The sequence below is a fragment of the Ruminococcus turbiniformis genome, assembly GCF_020687545.1.
In the GTDB taxonomy this organism is placed as follows: Bacteria; Bacillota; Clostridia; order Lachnospirales; family Lachnospiraceae; genus Mediterraneibacter; species Mediterraneibacter turbiniformis.
Genome location: NZ_JAJEQX010000015.1, coordinates 71,668 through 89,454 on the forward strand (window position 1 = coordinate 71,668; position 17,787 = coordinate 89,454).

Consider the following 17,787-nt stretch of genomic DNA (forward strand, 5'->3'; position numbering starts at 1 on the left):
CCTTTGAAAAAAGCAGGGAAAGATAACCCGCACTTACCCCCGGACAGTTAAACGGATACCATTTTCGCGTATTCCTCTTTGGAAAGCCTTGCGTATTCTTCCGCCTGTTCTTTTTTGCCCTGTTTTTCAAGAATCTTGGATTTCACCTCATAGAGCCAGTATTTCCGGCAGTTTTCCTCCCCGTAATACTCATATTCACAAGTGAAAGCCTGCTCAAGCGCCTCTTCTGCTTTCCCGCAGTCGCCCTGGGAAAGATATGCCTCCGCAATTCCGATATATGCAGGAACGCAGATGCCGGTCTCATCGATGAGAAGGAAGCGCCGGATCGCCTCTTCGTAATACTGAACCGCCTTCTGTATCTCCTCCGTTCTGCACAGGACGCTGGCGCTGTTGTAGTAAGCCCATGCGATCAGCACATCGCTGTCCGGCAGGATTTCTCTGCGAAGCTGCAGTGATTTTTCAAAATAATCCGCAGATTCTTCCAGACGGTTTTCATGATATTTCGCCCATCCCATCATAGAGTATGACAGGGAGAGCTGCTGTCTCATTTCCGGCGATTCCGGAACCTTTTCTATGATTTCAAGCGACCGTGCCGCCTCCTTTGACAGCTCCTCATACTGTCCGAGACACCGCCTCTGATTGGAAATATAATAATGATACCAGCTCGCACGGATCGGATCCGGATCGAGAGTAAGCAGCCTTTCCATAATTGCGATGCTCTTGTCCCGCATAAAATACTCCGCGTATGCCTCAGCCAGCCTTTCCATAAACGGTATACTGCCGGATGCTTTCGGATCGCACCACTTCAGATAATAATTTTCCGCAAGAGACAGAAGGATCTGCTTTTCACTGTATTTAAAATGAGTAAACGAAGAGAGCCTTTCCGTCAGATTTCGGATATATATCTGACATTCAGCGGCAAAATCCGGACAGGTTCTGCAAATCGTATTTGCGATAAGCGGATGGAGGGAAATAACGTCCGTAATGTAATTGTACTGTATAAAACTGCTGTCAATCAGTTCATCAATAAGCATAAAATCTTCAAGCTCTGTCAGATCAAAGAACAGTTCTGTATCGATTCCCTCCACCGGAAGCAGCACCATATTTTTCAGAATGGAAAACTTTTCATCCGAGAGATTGCTCAGCCGGAAAATCTGTGTCATCACATCCATAATGTGTTCCATCACCAGCCTGGAACGCTTTCCGGAGGGCGCTGACTTTCCTTCAAAATAATCGAGCATATTTTCCGGTGATGTACGGGATGCCTGCATCTGCTTCGCAAGCAGCTCAATTCCGTAAGTGTGAAAGCCGATCTTTTCAAAAAGGCGGAAAAGGATCTCCTCCTCACCGTCTCTTAACGGTCTTTTATAAAATTTCTGAAAGAGCGCCAGCTGATCCTCCCGGCGGTTGAAGGGGCGTATGGCCAGTTCCTGATACCCTTCCTTCTCCCTGCTGATCCTGGTGGAAAAAATCACAGAGTATTCCCCTGCCAGAAATTCATCAAGCCTTTCATCTTCCGAATCAAAGTTATCGACGATCAGAAGCGTATCTCTGCCACAGTGATCTTTCAGATAATTCATCTTTTTAAAGTAACAGGCCTCTCTTGCCTCCGGCGTCGTCAGATCCTGGTTTTCGTTCTCCAGCCCGCGGATAAAGAGGAACTGGTCGGAAACCACCATATCTTCAATCCCTGTATTATAAGTAAACCACACAATGGTCTTGTACTCGCCGCCGAATTTAAGCGCATACTGTCTGGAGAGCTCGCTTTTTCCGATTCCTCCCGGGCCGGACAGAAACAGCTTGTTGTTTCCCGTATGAAGAAGTTTGTATATTTCCTCAATTTCTTCCGTTCTTCCGACAAAATTAGTGTTGTGGACGAGAGACGTGCTTCGGATATTCCGTACCGCAGGGAACGCCTCCTCCCCGGAAGACAGATTCCGCTCCTCGCCATGCCCGTCGCCACGCTCAACGTCATCCCGGTCTCCGCTCTGGAGCCAGTAGGAGATCCGGGAGATAAGCGCTTCAATCCGGTCTTCCTCGGGCGGCTCCGAACCGTCCAGACAGTGAATCCGGCCGAGATAGTATTTCACATCATCCGAGAGTTCATTTTTGTCTGTGCGAAACGGAAGAAGCCGGATGTTCTCCTTCTGATGGAACCGGTTGAAAGCATAATTAATTTCATTAAGCACATGCTCAGAATGGGTCGAATACTCATTCATGATAAGTAGAAAAATCTGGCAGTCTTCAATTGCCCGGACGATATCTCCGGCATATTTTGATTCCACATCACGGGGCGCATACCAGCATCTGATCCCCCTCTCTTCCAGCGCAGATACAATATTTTCGACCAGCTCTGCGGAAGAATTTCTGTGATAACTGATAAATACATCGCGATGCATAACACACCTCCTGATCCCACACAGTATGTACTTGATAAAATTATTTTAACATACCTGTTTTTCTGTGTAAATTAAGGATTCCCTTATGGTATAATGAGATTGAACTGATCCCGCCGGGGATACAGAAACATATGACGGGGGAAACGTAACAGTTCAGTCCGCGCCATTCGCAAAGCCTATAGAACTGTTATAAAAAAGCAAATGAAAAAAGAGAGTGTAAAGAAACTGGTTAAGGCAGTTGTTTTTCTTCTGCCTCTCGGGCTGACCATTTACGGTTATCTGATAAGCGGCGAAGAGACCTTTTTAAATGCAGCCTTTAAAGGCGTCGCCATGTATGTCATGGGCTACGGCGACACACCGCCGAATCTTTATGTCGAAATTGCCCGCTGGCTTGCGCCTCTTGCAACCGCAAGCGGAGTGATCCTCGCGTTTATGACTTTGCGCGAGAAGATGCGCAACGAACTGCGGTATCTGCGCGGCGGAAGCATCGCGGTCTACGGAGACGGCCCGGATGCAGACGATATGCTGGCCCAGCTGAAAAGGAAAGGAATACGCGGCCCCGAAGGGCGGCTTGTTCACGCGGACAGATATATTCTCATGTTTGAAGATGAAAAGAAAAATTATGATTTCTACCGGAAATATCCGGATGAACTGGCAGAAAAACAGGTATACATAAAGTCCTCCTCCCTGCGCCCGCAGGATATCGATTATGAAAATCTTCATTTCTTCCAGTATGAGGAGGCGGAGGCAAGAGTCTACTGGAAAAAGTATTCTCTCCTTGAAGAAGCAGAGCGCAAAGACAACCGGCTTAAAGTTGTGCTGATCGGCGGCGGGAAACTCGGACAGTCTCTTCTGACCGAAGGACTCCAGAAGAACATCTTCCACCCGGATCAGGAGATCGAGTATCACATGTTCTATGCCGGGGAAAAATTTGCAGCCTGTCATCCCGGTCTTAAGAAAATGGGTGATCCCGTCCTTTTCCACGGTGAAGAATGGTATCAGGCGCCGGAATGTCTGAGGCAGGCGGACCGCATTCTGGTTACTGACCGGGAAAACGAAGTTGAATTTCTCAATGACCTTCTGGCGCTTGTCCCTCAGGCACAGATCGATATTTTCAGCAGGGAAGGCGCGCTTTTAAAGCAGCTGTTCCGCAGCGGCAATATCCGCGTGCTCGACGCTGAAGAAGAGGGCCGGAAGCTTGAAAACGTCCTGAACGAGGAGCTTTTCTCGCAGGCAAAACAGCTGAATTTAAACTATGCGGTTCTGTACGGATCAGCTTCCCCCGATGAAGAATCCCGGGAGAGGGAATGGAGGAAACTGAATGCATTCACGAAATACTCCAACGTCAGCTCTATGGATTATCACGAAATCCGAATGCAGATGCTTCAGAAATTCACCGGATCCGACAGTACGAAAGAGGAAACCTATCTTCCTTACCTTGAGCTGTTTGCAGAGCTTGAACATATCCGCTGGTGCAGATATCACTTTTTAAACGACTGGAGTTACGGCGTTCCCGCAGACGGAAAAGCAAAAGATCCCGTTCTGCGGATTCATCACTCGCTGATCCCGTATTCCGCTTTGTCAGAAGAAGAGAAGGAAAAGGACAGAGAAACCGTACGCTGTATGTTTCAGTGGCAGGAAAAAGGGCTCTCACTTTCGTGAGGCGCCCTTTTTCAGATTCTTTTTCTCTTCCAGAATCCGAAGGTAATGGTTCGCTTTCCGGATAATATACTCAATCATAAGCAGATAATTGGCTGTGTAAAGCCTGCACGAGAGGACTTCCCTCAGAACCCGCTTTTTAAACATGATCAGCCCGCTTAACATTTGTATAACCCGCCGATTCAGCTGACCGACCTGCCTTTCCAGTCTGCCGTCCGCGCAGTTTCCGCAGCCCGCCCGCGAGATGTACTGTCTGCCACAGAACCTTTTCAAATTCGCTGCGGTAGCGGTCCGCCGTGCTGCTGTATCCCGTCTCTCCCGCCGGAAATGCGGCCTGAAGAAATAGTGCGTGTTCCTTCATAATTCTTCCGAAAAACAAATTCGTTTCTAAAGATGTTCTGATATATTCTGTCATTCCTGTGCATATCCTGCTATTTTAGCATTCCGTATAATATATGTCAGTGGAGGACGTTTCGCCAGTGTACCGTTTCATTCACTTTCAGCCTCAGCAGTTGTTGACATAAAGTTAACTTTATGCTATATAAAAGATATACATGTTAACTCTCAGTTTAATCTGACGTCAGTGTACAGAGTCCACTGCGCCGGATCAGCTTTTATCCCGTATCAGAAAAGGAGATCAGATTTATGAAAGAACGCGAGAAAAAAGAACGTGAAAAACAGCTGGTTGGATTTCGTGCCTGGAAGGACGAATACGATACATTCAAGGCGATCTGCCATGAGATGAGAACCACGCCTACGGCGAAACTGAACGAACTCATGAGAAGGGCCATCGCAGAATACAGAGAACAGAACAGCGGGGAGGATCAATAATCATGTTTACTAAACAGCAGCTCCAGGATGCTTTTGACGACGCTCTGGCGATCATAAACTATAACGGCGGTTTCGATACATTCACCTTCCGGAAAGACTTCGAGCACATGGAATCCTTAAGCGCTCCTGAAAAAGAACAGATTCTCGATTATGTGAAAGACAGGGTTCAGAAGGGTACTGCCGTATTTCAGAAAGTAAAATCCGAAATTGATAAACAGGAGTTTCTGACCACGGATTACTATGCCAATCCATATCCCAGAAAATTTCTGGGTGCATATGCCCCGGTAGTTTATAAAACGTTTGCCGGTTTGATGGCGATGTCACTGTAATACGGGAAAATCCCCTCGAAAGCCCTGTAACGTAAGGCTTTCAAGGGGATTTACAAGGAGATTATATTTTACTCCCACTCAATCGTTCCGGTCGGCTTCGGCGTCAGATCGAAGCAGACACGGTTGACTCCCGGCACTTCCTTTGTGATACGGTCCGTAATGTGCTGAAGCAGAGAGAACGGTACATCTTCCACTGTGGCCGTCATCGCGTCCCTCGTATTTACGGCTCTTAAGATCACCGGCCATTCAAATGATCTCTTTCCGTCTTTCACGCCCACGGACTTGAAGTCAGGAATCACAGTGAAATACTGCCATACTTTGCCTTCCAGACCATTCTTCGCGAACTCCTCACGGAGAATCGCGTCCGACTCGCGAACTGCCTCGAGACGGTCCCTTGTGATAGCGCCCAGGCATCTTACGCCAAGTCCGGGGCCCGGGAACGGCTGACGGTAAACCATGCTGTCCGGCAGTCCCAGCGCTGTTCCCACAACCCGCACTTCATCTTTAAACAGCAGTCTCAGCGGCTCTACCAGGCTGAACTGCAGATCTTCCGGAAGGCCGCCCACATTGTGGTGCGCTTTCACGCCGTCGCTCTCCAGGATATCGGGATAAATCGTTCCCTGAGCCAGGAACTCGATCCCTTCCAGCTTCCTTGCCTCTTCCTCAAACACGCGGATAAACTCGGCGCCGATAATCTTGCGCTTTTTCTCCGGCTCCTCCACGCCTTCCAGTTTGTCAAGGAAACGGTCAATGGCATCCACATACACAAGGTTGGCATCCATCTGGTTGCGGAACACTTCAACAACCTGCTCCGGCTCTCCTTTTCGCAGAAGCCCATGGTTCACGTGGACACATACAAGCTGCTTACCGATCGCTTTGATTAAAAGCGCAGCCACGACAGAGGAATCCACTCCTCCGGATAACGCCAGAAGAACCTTCTTTTCTCCCACCTGCTCCTGAATGGCGCTGACCTGCTCTTCAATGAAAGCCTCAGCCAGCTCATTTGTTGTAATACGGATCATATCATCCGGACGTTTGTTATTATCCATCGCTTTTTCTCCTTTTCTGTAGAATTTTATAATACTGTCCGTTAGGCTCATTATAGATGAAAATTCACCAATATTCCATAGCATTGACATACGGCTTTACATTTTTTTCAGTCATCCTGCCGTGTCTCTTATCATATTCCTTGAGAATCATACGGAAAATCCCGGTTATCTCCTCCATATCCTCAGAGCTGATTTCTCTTTTCACAAGTTCCTACCGAAAAGTAATTCCGTAAATCCGCTCGTACTCTTTCAGCCCCTGAACCTGCCAGAACGTATCATAAAAAACCACTTTATACGCATGCAGCCAGTCCCACATAATCTCCAGATCCGCTTACATCCTTTTATCCCCGGCCATAACCGTTCCTTTCCTGCGCCGTTTGCGCAATCCTCTTCTGCAGCATTGACAGATAAGATGTGCGTACTGTGTCAGACACCTGACAGCCCAGTTCGTTCAAAATCGTCTCAATCTGTGCGAGCGCGTCATCCTTCTCTGATTCTCCCTCAACCAGAATCTCCAGTTCCAGAAAATCCCCCAGCCCGCACACCGAATCCAAACAGGCCGTCACTGCCATCACAGACTCTTTCTTCAGCATGAGCCGGTTCTTAACCACTTCCGGAGCCACCGGTTCATACCCGATTTCCCTCAGAATCTCTCTGCAGACTGCGCCGTCCTCCACTCCGGTCTCCAGCTCTTTCCGGGTCATCGTCCGGGCGTCCAGCTTCTTTCCCTTGAAGTTGATCTGCGCCCGTACCTCTCCTGTACGGTGGTCTTTCGTCTCGCGGACACGAAGCGCCTCATCATTTGCCCGGATATCGCCCTTTTCATTATCAAAATAAGTATCCCTCTCTTCGATATACCGGAGTTCCTGAAAGCCGGATTCTAAGAGGCGGCTCTTAATCTCTTCAGGATCTATAAGCGGGAGTTTGATTTCAACTTCAATCATGGCGTGTTCTCCTCAGGATAGTATGTAATGGCAGTTGATATTATAGTTGATTGTTTCTGTATTTTTTGATTGTCTCGATTAAGTTCTGATCCGCCGGCAGCCAGGATACGCTATCTATTGTCTCTACTGTCAGCCATTTTGCCGCCTTATGTTCGCGCAGCACAGGTTTCCCTGACTTAATTGTACAGATAAAGCAGTCCATAGACAGATGAAAACCGGGATAATCATACTCTATTTTCTCGAGAAATTCTCCGACTTTGATTTCCAAATCCAGCTCTTCCCTTATCTCGCGAATAAGCGCCTCCTGCGGCGTCTCTCCTGCTTCGATCTTCCCTCCTGGGAATTCCCAGCCGCCCTTATAGTCTCCGTAGCCACGCTGGGTGGCAAAGATCTGGTTGTTGTTTATAATGATCGCTGCAACTACTTTTACTGTTTTCATAAATACATTGCCTTTAACTGTTCTGTCAAGCCACCTTCGCATTAGCATTAATCTCATCAATAACCATCCTTATCCCCATCCATACATTCAGATCTGTAAAGATATCCACAACACTTCCCTGATCTGTAAACGGAGATTCCTGAAGCACGGACAAATCCTTCATCAATCCATTATGCACGATATATTCCACAATCTGATTCACAAAATAAATCTGCCTGCTGTCCAGATTCGCCCCATTCAGGTATTCAGAAAATGCTTCTTTTGCTGCGTTCATATCCAGCCCCACAATTTCACGAACAAATTCTCCAAGAGGCTTGTCCCCATATTCCGCCTCATATTCATCCTTCGTCCCCAGATCACTCCACAGAATTTTTTCCAATGCCTTGATATCATCCTGAGTCATTGGCTTGTTCTTTCTCAATTTCGCAATGACAAGATTATCCTGGTGCTGACGGACATAATATTCTGCCTTTGCCTTATAATTCTTCAGATCATCATTCTCAAGTTCTGACTCTTTCCATTCGATAGACAGAAGATCATCTTCAAAGTTTGTATCATAACGCACTTTCTTTTTAGGAAGATATTTCATCAGGCCACGAAGGCTTTCCCGGATATGCTCAAATTCGCTGATCCCTGCACGATCCAGATAATCCGTATGGAGGATCTGATTGATCAGCTCTGCCTGTACCATAATTTCCGGTATGTTTGCCACTGTAGAAATAGCGCTTACTTTTTTCAGCAGATCACTTCGGGCTTTTCCATATTTTTTTCCAATCAGATATGCCAGCTCTATTCCATACATCAATGCATCAAACCGTACTGCACTTGCCTCATCTCCATCCGGCAGGATCAGTGGAGCCAGTTCTTCCCTTACAAGCAGCGTATCCTCATAGCTCAGATTCTGATAGTTGGACTGATCCGAATACAACTCCACATATTTTAAGTGCTGCCGGACTGCAAAATTTTCCCGGTTCAGCTCCTGCACCTTCTTACTCATATGCTGTATCAATGAATTTCGATAGGCAATCAATCGTTCTATCTGGTATTCCATATCCTGCAGTTTGTAAGTGATCTGAAATTCCAGATTAAAAATTGCTCCCTGCAGCGCCATCATATTGGCTGTTGCTTTTCCTTTGTTCATCCGGAAAAATTCAAAATTTCCACAAAAATCAAAAATATAAAACTTCTGCTTGTCCTCTCCATCCAGCAGACCGGGACACAGACGGGTCCCTCGTCCGATCATCTGCCAGAATTTCGCTTTACTCATGACTTTCTTGAAAAAGACAAGATTCAATACTTCCGGTACATCGATTCCTGTGTCCAGCATATCTACAGAAATAGCGATCTGAGGAAGCTTGTCCGGTTCCGAAAATTCATCAATGGCGCTCTGCGCATAAGTCATATAATTATCGATGACCTTTGCATATCCCGGCAGATTCGGATATTCTTTCCCGAAAACCTCCAGAATTTTTTCTGCATGGTCGTGATTCTTGGCAAAGATAATGGTTTTTCCCAAAGTTTCACCATAGTTGATACGAATTCCTTCTGTCATAAGAATATGCAGTGCCTTTTTTATCGTATCTTCATTGAACAGCCAGGAATTCAACGCAGAAGAATCAATTTTTTCCGGAAGTTTCCCATTCTCATCTTTAAACGTAGCTTCGTACTCTTCCCTATCTTCTTCTGACAATTCATCATACACAATTCCCCGTTCAATAAATTTCAGAGAAGATTCTACAGAAAGGAAATCAACCAGATAACCGTCCCTGACGGCCTGCGCCAGTTCATATCCATACGTAGGCACACCATTTTCCAACTCAAAAATATTGTAAGTATTCTTATCAATTTCATCCTTTGGTGTAGCTGTCAAACCTACCAGCGGAGCATCAAAGTAGGTGAAAATATCCTTATACTTATTATAAATAGATCGGTGGGCTTCATCACAGATTACCAGGTCAAAATGCCCGCATGTGAACAGTTTTCCCTCTTCATCCTTTACAGAATCAATGCAGTTCATCATGGTCTGATAAGTAGAAAAAACACAATGCGCCTGATAATTATCCTTTTCCTCGCACAGATTTGTCACCGATAAATCCGGGAGAAGGTTCACGAAACTTCTTTTTGCCTGTGTGACCAGAGAATTACGATCTGCAAGAAACAGAATATTTTTTACCCAGCCATGCTGCAGCAACACATCACACAAAGAGATAACCGTTCTTGTTTTCCCGGAGCCCGTAGCCATAACCAGCAGGGCTTTCCTGCGATTCTTTCCCAAGCTGTCACAAACCGCCTTGACCGCACCTTCCTGATAATATCTTCCCGCAATGTTCCTATTCACAGTAATATACTTCAGACTTGTTTTCATAGACTGCAGATTGAACCATTTTTCCAGATCCCGTTTGGAATAGATCATGGATACTTTTCGTTCCGGATACTGCCCGTCAGTAATCCTTGTATCAAATCCATTCGTCATGAAAATAGCCGGTCTTCTGCCATACTGTTTTTCCAACAGATCCGCATAGAGCTTTGCCTGCTGCCGCCCCTTTGCCACATCTACACAGGTACGCTTTGCCTCAATTACCGCAAGCGGTCTGTGGGCATCGTCATACAGCACATAATCCGCATGACCTACCTCAGATTTATTCGGCATGCCTTGCAGTTCCACTTCATTGATCCAGTTTTTTCCTTCCGTCCATCCCGCATCCATCAGCATGGTATCGATGTAAATCTTTCTGGTCTTATACTCGGACAAATCAAGAGGTTTCGGCACATAAGTCTGTTTCTGCTCTTCACGTCTTGCAGTCAGTTGCTCTTTCAATGCCTGATTTTCTGCAATGAGCGCTTTCAGATCAATGTCCGAAATTCGCGGCACTTCTTCTAAAACAGGCTGTTTATGTTCTTCAAGAAGCTCTGCATGGAACTCCCCTTCTGTATAATCTTCCGCGTAACAATACGCCACAAAATCCAGAAAGATATACAGGTTTTCCAGACACAATTTTGCTTTATCCAGGGTGATCTTCTTCCCATTATGAGCCGCATTGTTTCCCAGTCTGCGGATAAAATCCATTCTTTTCCAAAGATCCGGATCCACAATATCCCGAAACTCTTCCGTGCTCATCAAGCTGACCAACGTATCCTGATACGGCATAACAAGGGAACCGTCTACGGAATACATCCACTTGATAGCGAACTCCATGGCCCGGCGACAGTTAAGAACACTGGCTTCCATATCAATATGCAATATTTTTTCAGCCGAAATAGCTACATCGGCGAAAGAATCAAATTGTGGTTCTTTCTTAAGGAAATCAAAGTTGGTCATGAAAATCACCTCATTTCTCTTTATCTTCTGGTTTACTTCTATTGTAACTCTTCTGCCATTGCTCCAGGGTCTCCCGAAAACTTCTCCATTTTCGAAGAAAGTATCTCAAATTAGAGGCAGCACATCTCGGTATCGCTCCATAATATTCACACGTAGTTTTACAAATTCCGGAATATACCTGTGCAGAATACTGTCGACAAGTCTTTTTGCCGCATTTCCATCATATATGTGAGTCATATCATTTCTTGATTTCAGCATATCGAGCCAGATATCTTCATCTATAAAATCATATACTTCATATGCAGCTTTCAATATTTCTCTCGGCGAACCGGAATTTGCTGCAGTTTTCCCTTCATATCGAAGCAATTCTTTCAGCACTTTCCAGCTCAATTCAAACTGAATAAAAAACTTATCAATAATTCCACTTATAATAAATTCATTCTCAAGATCTTCTTGCTCCGCCTTCTGCAGAACTTGAAGATTTGAAGAAAAGTTATCAAATTTTTTCATAAAGAATCACCCCTTCTTTTTCAATCGCTTCCAGAAATTCTCCCGGAGCCGTTTCCTTCAGATCCACAATATCAAAATTAAGCAGCGTAGAGGTCGTCTCTTTTACGTCAAGTATAAAGTCTGTAATTCTGCCGCCCTCAACCGCCAGATCAATATCACTTGCTCTATGGTAATCCCCTCTGGCTCTTGAACCAAACAGAATTACTTTTTTTACCTCATATTTCTCTGCGATCTTTTTAATTTCTTCAAATACAACTGGTTTAATGCCCGTCTGTTCAAAATTTTTCATGGTCTGTCCTCGTATTCTTACAGCAACATCTAATTTCCGCCAAAATATTTTTGCATTAAAGCCTTCTGCAAAGTCTCCAATTCATTAAGGCTCTTTTGTATAAGTGATTTTGATTTGTCGGTCTGTTCAACGAATCGTAAAAACTCCCGCTGATACTCAATGGGGGGCAGAATAATTGTTGTTTTCAGTACCCCATCCTGCCCAATTGTAGTCATTGTCGCAGTTTTAGATTGTGCAATAATCTGCCGTCTGAAAAAACCAGTGGTAGATAACACTTGTACAAATTCAGGAACACATTTCTTAAGATCTAGAGGCAGTCGAATTACATGACACTCAAAAAGCACATTATTTGGTGCATCTTTTGGAACTATTGATGCCTTTCCAATTCCCTCTGCTACAAGCGATGATCTACAGAAAAGCATGTCGCCATATTTTACCCCATATTTTTCTTCCTCAATTTGTGTTGCATCAGTTCTGGGCAGGTTTTCAAGGTTGGAGTACATTCTATTAACAATGTTAGCTACACCAAGCACTTGCACATTGCCATCAGCCTGATATTCATCTCTTTTTGCAAAGAACCCATTGCTAACCTTACCGCCAATAATCTCTGTAATACTAGTGACCGGCCATCCCATCGGATTCTGTTCTGGATCCCCAAACATCTCGATAAATCGGGATTTCACAAGATTATCCAACTGTTTTACCTCTTGTGTGCGTAGTTGAATAATTTCAGATATTTTCTCCATTCTTTTTACTATATTCAGTTGTTCTTCCATATTCGGTAAATTTATTTCAATGGATGCTACTATCTGTTTTGAGAGCTCTTTAAATGTGGCTCCCCGTCCCAAGGAATTTAGGAAATCCGTTTTGCTTTTTAAAAACCAAAATAAATATCTGTTATTAATTTTCTCGGAACATATAAGGTTTTTAAATCCTTGATTACAATACATTTCACATCCTGTGATTGCAACCTTACCAATTGGGGCACGCGAGGAAAGTATTACAGTTCCTTCTGGCAAAGGTGTAAGTCCCGTTTTTTGCACACCCAGTTCAGTGATTTTACGAGCACTTTCATTAATGATGTACGTATTTTCATTGAGTTCTGCTGGTGTTATCCAATTTACGTCTCCATCCCAGTACTCTTCTATGTTAGTTTTCGGAGTACTTCCAGATACAATTTTACAGATATCTCCTATTTTACATTTTTCCATGCTTTATCTCCACAAGCCTGAATTTGTTTTTATAATTTCTTGACTAAATGATGATTATTTCATATAATATTGTTGAACCACTGAAACCGCGAATGCGATGTAGGTGGTGTTTTATTTTGGGTAAATCACAAAACCATATGTATGCTTTTCATTCGCTTTTAGATTGATCTTTTCTGTCTGTTTCAATGTTGCCATGACTCTTCCCACAAAATTTTTGTCAATCACATTTGCCACACGCTTTGGAAGTTCTTTATTCTTTTCATAGCACGAATAATACAAATGAACGAAAAACGATATAAAATCACATATCTGTATAAAATAAGACTCTGAAGAATCTTTTTCCATGATATCCTCGATCAAATTTTTGATCGGTTGGTTTCTATATCCATATGAATACTGTGATTGTATAGGATTATATACTCGAATAGCTCTTGCTGTCTTTCTCATCGGAGCAGTTCTGCCTTTGTCTGTAATAATGAGATAATTCCACTCTCCTTTGCAGTCATTCTCTATTCTCTGAATATTATATTTCAAAGCATTTTCCAACACAGGATAATCTTCCTTTTTTATTTTGGTTTTATCAATTATCACATTTATGATCTTCAAATTTAATTCACCAATCATTTTTGTAAATGCAATGATGATTTCTTGCTTTTCCTCTTTAGTCCAATTATACTTTCTGTATGGATTTTTGTCTGTCAAAAAATGTTTTGTATGCATCTCCTCACTTGCATGAAATCCATACTGCTCTTTCAAATCTTTTCTTAATTTTCTAATTATATCAAAATTATTCTGCCAATTTTCAGCAGGCATGTAAATACTTGTCAAAATAAAATGATCACTTGAAGCTGTTGTAATTCCATCATCACCAGTTTCATCAAAGTATATCAGATATGTCTTCAAAAGTTTGTTTCATCCCCTTATAGATTCTAATCTCCTAACATTTCATCCAACTCCGCCAGATTTTTCGTAATTTCCATTTCCAGCTCATGCAGATTCACCATAATCTCCTGTGTAGACGGATACTCTACCGGCACATATTCCACTTCCTTGTACTTGTTAATGGAGAGATCATACTCATTATCAACGATGTCCTGTTTGCCCACAAAGAAAGACTGTTCCGTCCTTTTCCGTTCTGTTTCCTGCTCCCGGTTCCGGAACCTCTGAATAATATCCGGTATGTCATTTTCACTGACCGGATTCCGTTTATCATCCAGGCTGAAGCCATCCGCCTTCATGTCATAGAACCACACTTTATCCGTTCCGCCGTGTCCTGTTTTCGTAAAAATCAGGATTGCTGTGGATACCCCGGCATAAGGCTTAAACACACCGGAAGGCATGGAGATCACCGCCTCCAGACAGTTTTCTTCCACCAGTTCTCTTCGAACTGCTTTATGAGCTTTCGAAGAGCCAAACAAAACGCCATCCGGTACGATGCAGGCACATCTTCCGCCTGTTTCCAGCATTTTCAAAAACAGTACTAAAAACAGAAGTTCCGTTTTCTTCGTTTTGGCAACTTTCAGCAAATCCTGAGATACAATATCATAATCAAGGCTTCCCTTAAATGGGGGATTTGCCAGAATCAAACTGTACTTTTCCCTGTCCGGATTCTGATCAGAAAGGCTGTCCCTGTACTCAATATAAGGATTGTCCACTCCATGCGCCATCATATTCATGGCTCCGATACGCAGCATAGTCCGGTCCATATCAAAACCGTGGAACATATGATTCATATAATGCTCTTTATTTTTTCGATCAAAAAATACTTCTTCTTTTTTGTTTTCTTTCAGGTATTCGCTGGCAGCCACAAGAAAGCCAGATGTTCCACAGGCCGGATCGCAGATCACTTCATTTGGTTTCGGATCCATCAGTTCCACCATCATCTTAATAATATGTCTCGGGGTGCGGAACTGCCCGTTTACCCCTGCTGTTGCTAACTTTGACAGTAAATACTCATAGACATCGCCTCTTGTATCCGCCTTTTTCAACTGCGCCATCTGATCATATATTTCGTCCATGGCAGTCACAATTTTATCCAGCATCAGCGGTGTCGGTATTTTAAAGATTGCATCATCCATATATTTCGCATAGGCGCTCTCTTTGTTCCCATGAAGATTTTTAATAAACGGGAACACCCATTCCTGCACAGTACTGTACATTTTCTGAGCAGGGAAATCGTGGAACACACTCCATTTCAACTGATTTCCGGCTATGCTCCGCTCTCCAATCTGGACTTCTTCTGCAAAGATACTCTCATACGGAAGTCCAAGCATTGCACTTTCTTTGATGTGCAGATTATCTGTGTCATCCAGATCCCGGATAAACATCAGATATGTCATCTGCTCAATCACATCCAGAGGATTAGTAATTCCTCCGGTCCAGAAGATTTCCCATAAACCATCGATTTTATTTTTTAATTCACCTGTAATCATCTTATTCGTTCTCCCTGTTCCATGCATAGGCGGTATAGCGACCGCCTCCGATTTTTAATACTTCACCTTTTTTCACCATATCTGTCAAAGCCCGCTCTACCGTCACACGACTGATATCCGGACATTTCTCCATAATCTGTGCCCTTGTCATCTTTCCCATGGAGCTCCGGACAATCTCACGGACACGCTCCGGTTTCGACATACCACTGGCGGCTAAAAACTGTACCTTGGTGGAAAAATCACGGTAAGCTTCGACAATCACCCCCAACATATAACGAACAAAGGGCGCATCATCATTTTCCTCTTCATGCCAGTGAAAAGAACTTTCCTGTAAAGTTTCATAATACGTTTCTTTTGTCTGTTCGATCAGTTTTTCTATACTGATATACATTCCCACAATATATCCCGCCCGGTATAACAAAAGCAAAGTCAGCAAGCGGCTCATACGTCCATTTCCATCGTCAAATGGATGAATACATAAAAAATCCAAAATGAACATAGAAATCAGAATCAGCGGATCATATTGTGGATCCTGACAGGCTTCCTGGAATGCATCACAGATTGTATCGATATATACCGGTGTTTCCCATGCCGGAATCGACTGAACACGTATCATTTTATTCCCCAGTCCATCCTCCTGCACGGTCACATTATCTGCCGACTTAAAACCGCCTCCCGCACTCCCTGCGAATTTATACAACTCGCGGTGAAGCTGAAGGAAGATTGATGATTTCACGGGTATATAATCATAGTTTTGATGTATCGTATTTAACACATCCCGATACCCCGCAATTTCCTTCTCACTTCTCGTTTTCGGCATCGTCTTGTCACGGACGATTTTTTTCAGACGATCCTCTGAAGTATAAATACCCTCAATTTTATTGGAAGACTCCGTACTCTGAATTTTAGCAACTTCCAGCAACTGACTAAGCGCATCTGCTTTTGCTTCTCCAAATGACATCTGCTTCCCTTTATACTCATGAATCTGGGCCACTAAGGCAACTATATCGGGTTGCAATAACTTTTCATATCTCTTCTTGTAATCAAAAGTTCTCATGAAATCTCCTTGCAAGGTCTCAAACTTAACTTATTTTCATCTTATCACAGAGCATCGCCATAATCAATTTTAACCTCGTCATTTTATCAGTTTTGACGATATTGAAGTCGAGGTGTATTCCATACCTGTTTGTCCTTAATCCCCGTTTCCACCTGAATATCTCGCCACAGCCTCGCACAACCAAAGTGAGCTCTGCATTCTCCCTTCCCGGATTCTCTCAGTTGCTAACACCACAATTTCCCATAATCTGTTCTTCTTTTTACATTTTATAAACAAATTATAGCAGGACATGTGGGTTATAAATTGGACTTTAGTCCTCCAGAGGATTTTTGTTTCATCCTTTACATCTCCTGTTCCTGCTGCCAGTACTGCCATCTAACACCAGCGTATTTCCAAGTTTTCTAATCATTTTTAGGCAAAACAGAGGCCCCGGACTTTGGCTGCTAAACCAAAATCCAGGACCTCTGTTTGTTTCTTATTCAGAATAGTCATTTTTGCTCTTTTCCATTTGCTATCACTCAAAAATTCTTGTAATATCCTGATATCTGTTGACCACACGATAAATATCTAAATACTCATTGCTTACCTTGTAGATGATCACGTAATCTTCCCATATCGCATATTTATAGTCTGTCCGAAAGCTGACTCTCTTAGAAAGATCTGATCCCATTCCCGGAAACATCCGGAGATTTTCAAATTTACCGTAAATTTCGTTTATAGTCTTTACAGCATATTCCTCATTATCTTCAGCAATGTAATCTCGGATATTCTTTAGATCCTCTGCAACAATCGGATTGATCCGCAGTTTTAACATCTTATTCCTCCACAAGTGCTTTCAATTCATCCAGATCCAGCCAGCCTTCGCCATCTTTCACTTCTTCTTCAGCTTCCTGCAGTTTTATCAGAAGTTTTTTCTCTGCACGATCACGCTCATAATCTTCAATATCCATAACCACAAAACGCCCTCTGCCATTCTTGGTCAAATACACTGGTTCCCCTTTGCGGCAGTTCTTCAGGACTTCATTATAATTTCTCAAATCAGATACTGGTAAAATATTGGCCATATTCTTTCAGCTCCTTCCTTGATCTCATATTATTTCTGCTACTTATATTATATGTATTATATGCAAAAAAGCTGTAAAATTCAACGTAGATTTTTACAGCTTTCAGAGAAGTCTTTATTATAATTATTATGATGTCGGGGTCAAAACATAGTGTTTTCTATGTTTGAATCTCCGCATGAACCTTGAAAATTTAATATTTTACAGTATATATACCATAAGAGGCTTCATGAACTGAGAATCATTAGTGCACTTCTG

General features: G+C 43.4%; 19 protein-coding genes. 3 read left to right on the forward strand and 16 right to left on the reverse strand.

Annotation, left to right across the window (positions count from 1 at the left end):
* Window positions 1-47 precede the first annotated feature (47 nt).
* On the reverse strand, window positions 48-2,399 hold the full coding sequence (locus LKD70_RS09690; protein ID WP_227707831.1) for a toll/interleukin-1 receptor domain-containing protein: 2,352 nt from the start codon (window positions 2,397-2,399) through the stop codon (window positions 48-50).
* A gap of 201 nt (window positions 2,400-2,600) precedes the next feature.
* On the opposite strand from LKD70_RS09690, the gene LKD70_RS09695 reads away from it, so the two are divergent.
* The gene (locus tag LKD70_RS09695) at window positions 2,601-4,061 is read left to right on the forward strand and encodes a RyR domain-containing protein (RefSeq protein WP_227707832.1); all 1,461 of its coding nucleotides are present in this window, start codon (window positions 2,601-2,603) and stop codon (window positions 4,059-4,061) included.
* On the opposite strand, the gene LKD70_RS09700 is transcribed toward LKD70_RS09695, so the two are convergent.
* Both LKD70_RS09700 and LKD70_RS18785 read right to left on the reverse strand, forming a co-directional pair.
* The gene (locus tag LKD70_RS09700; protein ID WP_407690946.1) at window positions 4,050-4,304 is read right to left on the reverse strand and encodes a DUF2935 domain-containing protein; all 255 of its coding nucleotides are present in this window, start codon (window positions 4,302-4,304) and stop codon (window positions 4,050-4,052) included. The two genes, LKD70_RS09695 and LKD70_RS09700, sit on opposite strands and share 12 nt — an antisense overlap.
* A complete protein-coding gene (locus tag LKD70_RS18785; protein ID WP_407690945.1) occupies window positions 4,198-4,473 on the reverse strand; it encodes a DUF2935 domain-containing protein in 276 nt (91 codons plus the stop codon). The genes LKD70_RS09700 and LKD70_RS18785 overlap by 107 nt, the downstream gene beginning before the upstream one ends.
* Window positions 4,474-4,703: 230 nt before the next feature.
* Between LKD70_RS18785 and LKD70_RS09705 the strand changes: the two genes are divergently transcribed.
* The gene (locus tag LKD70_RS09705; protein WP_227707833.1) at window positions 4,704-4,889 is read left to right on the forward strand and encodes a hypothetical protein; all 186 of its coding nucleotides are present in this window, start codon (window positions 4,704-4,706) and stop codon (window positions 4,887-4,889) included.
* 2 nt (window positions 4,890-4,891) lie between these two features.
* Window positions 4,892-5,218 carry a hypothetical protein gene (locus LKD70_RS09710; RefSeq protein WP_227707834.1) on the forward strand — a complete coding sequence of 109 codons (327 nt, stop codon included), beginning with the start codon at window positions 4,892-4,894 and terminating at the stop codon, window positions 5,216-5,218.
* Window positions 5,219-5,286: 68 nt separating this feature from the next.
* Here the strand turns inward: LKD70_RS09710 and guaA are convergent, their stop codons facing one another.
* The 13 genes from guaA to LKD70_RS09775 form a co-directional block, all read right to left on the reverse strand.
* Window positions 5,287-6,240 carry a glutamine-hydrolyzing GMP synthase gene (gene guaA / locus LKD70_RS09715; RefSeq protein ID WP_265104797.1) on the reverse strand — a complete coding sequence of 318 codons (954 nt, stop codon included), beginning with the start codon at window positions 6,238-6,240 and terminating at the stop codon, window positions 5,287-5,289.
* Between the two features lie 368 nt (window positions 6,241-6,608).
* On the reverse strand, window positions 6,609-7,211 hold the full coding sequence (gene cyaB / locus LKD70_RS09720; RefSeq protein ID WP_227707835.1) for a class IV adenylate cyclase: 603 nt from the start codon (window positions 7,209-7,211) through the stop codon (window positions 6,609-6,611).
* A gap of 40 nt (window positions 7,212-7,251) precedes the next feature.
* The gene (mutT, locus tag LKD70_RS09725; RefSeq protein WP_227707836.1) at window positions 7,252-7,650 is read right to left on the reverse strand and encodes an 8-oxo-dGTP diphosphatase MutT; all 399 of its coding nucleotides are present in this window, start codon (window positions 7,648-7,650) and stop codon (window positions 7,252-7,254) included.
* Between the two features lie 25 nt (window positions 7,651-7,675).
* Window positions 7,676-10,969 carry a DEAD/DEAH box helicase family protein gene (locus LKD70_RS09730; RefSeq protein WP_227707837.1) on the reverse strand — a complete coding sequence of 1,098 codons (3,294 nt, stop codon included), beginning with the start codon at window positions 10,967-10,969 and terminating at the stop codon, window positions 7,676-7,678.
* Window positions 10,970-11,074: 105 nt separating this feature from the next.
* Window positions 11,075-11,479 (reverse strand): HI0074 family nucleotidyltransferase substrate-binding subunit, encoded by a 405-nt coding sequence (locus tag LKD70_RS09735; protein WP_227707838.1) that lies wholly within the window; start codon window positions 11,477-11,479, stop codon window positions 11,075-11,077.
* Window positions 11,466-11,768, reverse strand: a complete 303-nt coding sequence (locus LKD70_RS09740) for a nucleotidyltransferase family protein (protein ID WP_227707839.1) — start codon at window positions 11,766-11,768, stop codon at window positions 11,466-11,468. The genes LKD70_RS09735 and LKD70_RS09740 overlap by 14 nt, the downstream gene beginning before the upstream one ends.
* A gap of 29 nt (window positions 11,769-11,797) precedes the next feature.
* On the reverse strand, window positions 11,798-12,979 hold the full coding sequence (locus LKD70_RS09745; protein WP_227707840.1) for a restriction endonuclease subunit S: 1,182 nt from the start codon (window positions 12,977-12,979) through the stop codon (window positions 11,798-11,800).
* Between the two features lie 111 nt (window positions 12,980-13,090).
* Window positions 13,091-13,882, reverse strand: coding sequence for a DUF3800 domain-containing protein (locus LKD70_RS09750; RefSeq protein ID WP_227707841.1), 792 nt, complete (start codon window positions 13,880-13,882; stop codon window positions 13,091-13,093).
* Between the two features lie 26 nt (window positions 13,883-13,908).
* A complete protein-coding gene (locus LKD70_RS09755) occupies window positions 13,909-15,411 on the reverse strand; it encodes a class I SAM-dependent DNA methyltransferase (protein ID WP_227707842.1) in 1,503 nt (500 codons plus the stop codon).
* Window position 15,412: 1 nt separating this feature from the next.
* Window positions 15,413-16,468 (reverse strand): Fic family protein, encoded by a 1,056-nt coding sequence (locus LKD70_RS09760; RefSeq protein ID WP_227707843.1) that lies wholly within the window; start codon window positions 16,466-16,468, stop codon window positions 15,413-15,415.
* A 135-nt stretch (window positions 16,469-16,603) separates the two neighbouring features.
* Window positions 16,604-16,843, reverse strand: coding sequence for a hypothetical protein (locus LKD70_RS09765; RefSeq protein WP_227707844.1), 240 nt, complete (start codon window positions 16,841-16,843; stop codon window positions 16,604-16,606).
* Window positions 16,844-16,982: 139 nt separating this feature from the next.
* Complete coding sequence (locus LKD70_RS09770; RefSeq protein ID WP_227707845.1) at window positions 16,983-17,282, reverse strand: type II toxin-antitoxin system RelE/ParE family toxin; 300 nt, start codon at window positions 17,280-17,282, stop codon at window positions 16,983-16,985.
* Window position 17,283: 1 nt separating this feature from the next.
* Window positions 17,284-17,532 carry a type II toxin-antitoxin system prevent-host-death family antitoxin gene (locus tag LKD70_RS09775; RefSeq protein WP_227707846.1) on the reverse strand — a complete coding sequence of 83 codons (249 nt, stop codon included), beginning with the start codon at window positions 17,530-17,532 and terminating at the stop codon, window positions 17,284-17,286.
* Between the last annotated feature and the right edge of the window lie 255 nt (window positions 17,533-17,787).